Annotated in this window: 4 protein-coding genes; 3 read left to right on the top strand and 1 reads right to left on the bottom strand. The window is 73.0% G+C overall.

From position 1 onward, the window contains the following. Positions 1-688 precede the first annotated feature (688 nt). A complete protein-coding gene (locus tag ACFP3V_RS30890) occupies positions 689-2,734 on the top strand; it encodes an O-antigen ligase family protein (RefSeq protein ID WP_380590843.1) in 2,046 nt (681 codons plus the stop codon). Here ACFP3V_RS30890 and ACFP3V_RS30895 read toward each other — a convergent pair. Then, a complete protein-coding gene (locus tag ACFP3V_RS30895; protein ID WP_380590846.1) occupies positions 2,686-3,516 on the bottom strand; it encodes a YveK family protein in 831 nt (276 codons plus the stop codon). The two genes, ACFP3V_RS30890 and ACFP3V_RS30895, sit on opposite strands and share 49 nt — an antisense overlap. A gap of 131 nt (positions 3,517-3,647) precedes the next feature. Here ACFP3V_RS30895 and ACFP3V_RS30900 point away from each other — a divergent pair, with 131 nt between their 5' ends. Together ACFP3V_RS30900 and ACFP3V_RS30905 are read left to right on the top strand one after the other, a co-directional pair. Continuing rightward, entirely contained in the window at positions 3,648-4,838 is a 1,191-nt protein-coding gene (locus ACFP3V_RS30900) for a glycosyltransferase (protein WP_380590849.1), read from the top strand. Beyond that, a partial coding sequence (locus ACFP3V_RS30905) for a DUF4082 domain-containing protein (protein ID WP_380590851.1) occupies positions 4,835-5,694 on the top strand: 860 nt, incomplete at its 3' end. The genes ACFP3V_RS30900 and ACFP3V_RS30905, both read left to right, overlap by 4 nt.

The raw sequence follows: 5,694 nt of genomic DNA on the forward strand, positions 1-5,694 counted from the left end.
CGCTCCGCGTAGCGGTCGCTCCACAGGGCGCCGAGGACGCCGCCCACCGTGCCGATCAGCAGCCACGCCGCCAGGCCGCGGCTCTTGGTCCCCAGCACCAGCTCGGCCTTGGGCTGGGTCAGCTGGGTGGTGCTCATCCGGCCGGCCGCCGGGATGTGCTCGGCGTCCTGCAGTTGGTCGAGGTGCTTGAGGTAGACGGCGACCACGGCGCGGACGACGGAGTCCGCCTCGTCCGGCGTGGGCTGCTCGGCGGTCACCTGCAGCGAGGGGATCAGGTACTTGGGCGTCACCGTCGTGCCGCTGTTGCGCGGCGCGAGCAGGTAGGAGCCGTGCACCCCGGCCGCCGCCAGCTCGGCCCGACCGGCCGGCGACTCCAGCTGCTCCACCAGCGCGTAGGACACCGCCGCCAGGCTGGCCTGCAGGTTGGCGAACTGGTTCGGCTGGTCCCGGGTGGCCGGGGGCTTGAGCACCAGCACCGTGGAACTCATGTACTGCGGCGTCGGCCTGACGACGTGGTAGGCGCCCACCGCCGCCAGCAGCGCGGCCAGGGCCAGCACGTACCAGCGGCGCACCAGCGCCCGGAACACCGCCTCGGGTGACATCCGGAATCCCCCTGTCTCCACGACCGTCAGCACCGATACTGGCAAAGGCGCTGCCGCGCCGTCAGCGGAACGCCACCGGAGGACCAGTGAGCCTGCGAGAGATCATCGCCGTGTTCCGGCGGCGTTGGTACGTCATGGCGCCGATCACCGTGCTCGCCCTGCTGGCAGGAATCTACCTGGGCCGCTCGGTGCCGATGAACTACCAGTCGCAGAGCTCGCTGGCGCTGCTGGACTCGACGGCCGTCGCGAAGCTCGCGCCCACCTACGGCAACAACATCTCCAACGCGGGCGGTCCGCTGGTGGTGACCGCGGACGTGCTGATCCGCTCGCTGATGTCGGCGGACGCGGCGCAGGCGCTGGCCGCCCAGGGCGTCACCGACGAGTACCTGGTGAGCTTCGCCCCCGACACCTCGGGGCCGCTGCTCAGCCTGACCGTCAAGGGGTCCAGCCGGGCGCAGGTGCTCCGGGAGACCTCGGTCATCACCGACTTCGCGGGCGAGCAGCTGGCCGCGCTGCAGCGCCAGGCGGGCGTGCCGCAGCACTACTTCATCCAGGCCACCGCCGTGGTGCTGCCCGAGCAGCCGGTGGCCCAGCCCAAGTCGAAGATCCAGTACGTGGCCGCCGTGGTGATCGGCGGCCTGGCCGCCGCCTTCCTGCTCTCGGCGCTGCTGGACTGCGTGATGCTCGCCCGGCGCCGCCGCAGGACCGGCGAGCTGTGGCTGCGCTGGCCTCCGGCGAAGTCCCGCGGCACCTTCCTCGACCGGCGTCTGGACGGCGTCTCGATCCTGTCGGTGTACCTGGCGCTGGCCCTGTTCATCCCGTCCAACATGTGCCTGCCCGCGCTGGGCGGGATCGGCACCCCCGCCAACGTCTTCGCGCTGCTGGGCCTGTTCTGGTACCTCGCCGCCTGGCTGGGCGGCTGGATGCTGCCCGCGCGCGGCACCAGGGCGCCCCGGGTGGCGCTGTGCGTGCTGGCCGCGGCGGTCCTCGGCGCCTACCTCGCGGACGCCACCCGGCAGACCCCGCACTCCGAACTGCTCGCGGCGGACCGGGGGTTGATCGGCCTGCTGGTGTGGGTGGCGCTGGTGGTGCTGGCCTCGGCGGCCACCCACGAACGCCACCGGCTGGACACCCTGATGCGCCGGCTGATCGTGCTGGCCTCGGTGGTGGCGCTGCTCGGCTTCTACGACTTCTTCTTCTCCACCAACATCGCCGACTCCATCCACATCCCGGGCCTGTCCGCCAGCTCGGCCGGGATCACCACGATGGACCGCGGCGGCTTCACCCGTCCCCGCTCGACCACGGCCCAACCGCTGGAGTTCGGCGGCATGCTGGCGATCCTGCTGCCGTTCGCGATCCAGCAGGCGCTGGACCCGATCCGCCGTCACCGCAGCCTCTTCGTGCGCTGGGCCCCGGTGGCCCTGATCGGCGGCGCGCTGCCGCTGACGGTGTCGAAGACGTCCATCATCGGGGCCGCCATCGTCGTGCTGATCATGGTGCCGAGGTGGAAGCCGCAGCGGCGCTGGGCCGCGATCGGCGTGCTGCTGGCCGGCGTGGCGGCGCTCAAGGTCGCCGTGCCCGGTCTGATCGGCACCCTCACCGGCGCCTTCTCCAGCTTCTTCGGCGCACAGGACACCAGCACCCAGGCACGCACCGTGAAGTACGCGGAGATCTGGCCCTACATCGTGCAACGGCCGTGGTTCGGGCGGGGGTTCGGCACCTTCGACCCGCAGACCTACTTCTTCACCGACAACGAGTACATGCTCGCCACGGCGGAGATGGGGCTGCTCGGACTGCTGGCGCTGTTCGTGCTCTTCTTCACCGGCATCCACCAGGGCGGCGCGATCCGCCGCCTGGCCCAGCGCGAGCAGGACCGCGAGCTCGGCCAGGCCTTCTTCGCGTCGGCCGCCGTGGCCCTGGTGATCAGCGCGACGTTCGACTCCCTCGGCTTCGCCATGTTCGCCGGGGTCTTCTTCCTGCTGCTGGGAGCGGGCGGTGCCTATCTCGGCTTCGTCCGCCGGGAGGCCCGCGCCGTCTACTTCGGCCGGCTGGGCCTGCCGAAGGCCGCGGGGGAGCGGGCCGTTCAGCCGAACCAGGAGCGGCGCTTGGAGCCCTCCTCGTCACCGCGCTGATCCGGGACCGGGAGCAGCGACAGCTGGATCGTCGCGTCCGCCAGGTCCTCCGGCTCCTCGCCGTCGTCCTCCAGCCCGGCGGGGACGGGACCCTTCGGCTCCGCGGCGGCGACGGTCGCCGGCTCGCTGCGGACCGCGCCCGGGGCGGGGTTCGGCGCGGACATCGAGGCCGCCGCCTCCGAGGCGCGGCGCTTGCGGGCCTCCACGAAGAACACCAGCACGAGCGTCACCGCCAGGCCGCCGATGCCGCCCATCGCGGCGTACTGCACCTTCGACTTGGTCTGCGCGACCGGGTCCTGCGGCGGCACGATCACCGTGCTGCGGATCAGCGCGTCGGTGGGGACCTTCTGCTCCTGCTGGAACTCCAGCAGCCGCTGCTTGGCGTAGTCGGTGAGGGTCTGCTCCGAGGCCAGCACGTGGGTCGCGTCGGTGCCGGTGACCGACAGCACGATCATCGGGCCCTGGGCGTTGTCGGCGATCTCCGCGTCGTAGGTCTCGGTGACGCCGAGGTCCTTGAGCTTCCGCTTCTGCGTGTCCGAGACCAGGTTGCGGCGCAGCGTGTCGGCCATGCCGGTGAGCGCGGCCTGGGTGCTCAGGAAGGGGTTCCCGTCGAAGGCCACCGTGGCCTTCTGCGAGTTGAGCAGTTCCACCGTGCTGTTGGACTGGTACTTCATCGGCAGCACGTACCAGGCGGCCGCCGCCAGCCCCACCGCGACCACCAGCCCCGGCACCAGGACGTACCAGCGCCTGCGCAAGACCCGGTAGATCTCGGCCAGATCCATTCCGCTCCCCCTCCGTGCACCCGCCCACTCGGCCCCGTCCCGAGCATAGGTGCCGCGCGGATCACCGGAGAACCGTTTGCGGCGGCTCTTGCCTCGTTATGCTGAAAGCCGCCTTCGACAGGAGAGACGCAATGGTCCGGGGGGACACGCGCGGGGCGGAGCCGGGGCACGTGTGCTTCGCCGCGCAGGACTGGTGGTACCACAGCAGGGCCCATTCCGACGTCCAGTTGATGCTCCATGTGGCAAGGCACCGGCCGGTGTTGTTCGTGAACAGCATCGGCATGCGGATGCCGCTGCCGGGGCGCAGCAGCAAGGTGCTGCGCCGGCTGCTGCGCAAGGCCCGCAGCATGGCGCGCTCGCTCGCGTTCCCGGTCCCGGAGCTGCCGCGCTTCGCCGTCCTGTCGCCCGTCGTCCTGCCCTTCTACGGCTGGCCGACGGCGCGCGCCGTCAACGCCCGCCTCGTCGCGTTCCAAGTGCGCCGGGCGGCACGGAAGATGGGCATGCGCCCGGACGTCGTCACGGTCACCGTGCCGACGGCGGTGGACGCGGTGCGCCGGCTGCCGCACCGGACCCTCGTCTACAACCGCTCCGACCGGCACTCCGCCTTCCCCGAGGCCGACCAGGCCGCGATCGCCGGGCTCGAGCAGCGGCTGCTGCGCGAGGCCGCCGTCGTCCTCTACGTCAGCCGCGAACTGCTCGCCGCGGAAGAGGATGTGACGGACGGTCGGGCGGTCTTCCTCGACCACGGCGTGGACCTCGACCGGTTCACCCCCGACGGCCCCGAGGCCGCGGAGCTGTCCGGAGTGCCCCACCCGCGCGCGGGCTTCTTCGGCGCCCTCGACGACTTCGTCGTCGACCTCGCGCTGCTGGAGCGCCTGGCGAAGGAGCGGCCCGACACCCACCTGGTCCTGGTCGGCGGCGGCGACGCGGACCTGTCCGGCCTGGCCGCGCTGCCCAACGTCCACCTCTTCGGCTTCCAGCCGCACGAGGCGGTGCCGGCGTTCGGGCGTGGCTTCGACGTCGGCCTGATGCCCTGGCACGACAATGACTGGGTGCGCCACTGCAACCCCGTGAAGCTGAAGGAGTACCTGGCCCTGGGCCTGCCGGTGGTCAGCACCGACTTCCCGGAGCTGCGCCGCTACGCCGAGGCCGGGGTGGCGGCCGCGAGCACGGACGCCGAGTCCTTCCTCGCCGCCGTGGACCGGGCGCTGTCGGTGCCGCCGGCGCAGGGCGCCGAGGAGCGGCGCGCCTTCGTCGCCGCGGACACCTGGGAGGCGCGCGCCCAGGAGTTCCTGCGCGCCGTCGAGGGCACCCCGGCGTGAGGCTCCGGGTGCGGCCCGCCGCCCTGCTGCTGGCGGCGGCCCTGCTCGGCGCGTCCGGGTGCGACAGCGCCGGGTCCGGCCCGCAGCCCCCGCCGCCCGGCCGCGGCGACGGTCCGACGGCCACGGTGTTCGGCGCCGCGGCACCCGCGCAGCCGGACTTCGGCGACCCCCAGCCGGCCACGCTGGGGCTGAAGTTCACCACGTCCGTGGCCGGCGCGGTGACCGGCGTGCGCTACTACCGCTCCGCCGCCAACGGCGGCCACCACGTGGGCGCGCTCTGGGACGGCCAGGGCAAGCAACTCGCCTCGGTGGACTTCCCGGACACCGGGGACACCGGCTGGGTCGAGGCCGCCTTCTCCGCGCCCGTCCCGATCCGCCCCGGCCAGACCTACACCGTCTCCTACCTGGCCCCCTCGGGCCACTACGCCGCCACGCCCGAGGCCTTCGCGGGCGGCCCGGTGGTCACCGCCTCCGGCCCGCTGACGGCCGTGGGCAGCGCGTACGCGCCCGGCAACCGGTCCGCCTTCCCGGACCAGACGCACGGCACCGCCCAGTACTGGGTGGACCTCGCCTTCACCCCCGACCCCGACGCCGCCACCTACCTGCCCGGCCCCGTCTTCACGCCCGCGACCTACTGGTCACGCTGGCCCGGCACCGCCGTCTGGCGCTCGGGCACGACCCTGCCCGTCGGCGTCTGGCTGCAGGACCCGACCCGCCCGGCGGTCGGCGGCGGCGCCAACCTGGGGGAGTCCTTCGCCCGCGTCGGCGTCAACACGCTGGTGGGGCTGTGGGACTGGCCGAAGGACGAACACGGCCAAACCGCCGCGGCCAAGGCGGCGGGCCTCGCCGTCCTGGC

Source organism: Streptacidiphilus monticola, assembly GCF_042658505.1.
Classification (GTDB): domain Bacteria; phylum Actinomycetota; class Actinomycetes; order Streptomycetales; family Streptomycetaceae; genus Streptacidiphilus; species Streptacidiphilus monticola.